The organism is Vibrio sp. S9_S30 (assembly GCF_014694455.1).
Lineage (GTDB): Bacteria > Pseudomonadota > Gammaproteobacteria > Enterobacterales > Vibrionaceae > Vibrio.
Genome location: NZ_JAAUWT010000165.1, coordinates 1 through 346, shown reverse-complemented (window position 1 = coordinate 346; position 346 = coordinate 1). Strand labels below are relative to the sequence as shown.

Genomic DNA, 346 nt, shown 5'->3' with positions numbered 1-346 from the left:
GGGCGTTATAGCGCTTTGATAATTCAAGGGTTGTCAGGTTCTCGAAAATAGCTGGCTTCAGTGCTTCAAATTTCGATTCCTAAACCCGACTCAAGTTGGAAAAGTTGTCGCAAGCCAAGCCGTTGTGACTATTTCAAACCTTTCCTGTTTACCGTATTTTGAAGCTTTGTTCTTGGCTCGTTTTTCTGAATCTTCGACCGAATTGGCGTTTTGGGTGTCGTGGTCTGGTTACAGAAGGTTTTGTTGGTTAGGATGTTGTTCATTGAATGCAAGCAAAATGCTTCTCTGCCAAGTGAGTTTGTGTACTCGTTACGCTCTAACAAACGCTTCAAGCGGACTGCCAACG

At 43.9% G+C, this 346-nt stretch carries 1 protein-coding gene; it reads right to left on the bottom strand.

Annotated elements, in window-relative coordinates:
• Window positions 1-128: 128 nt before the first annotated feature.
• Window positions 129-346: hypothetical protein (locus HC752_RS25035; RefSeq protein ID WP_238930640.1), on the bottom strand; the 218-nt coding region annotated here is incomplete at its 5' end.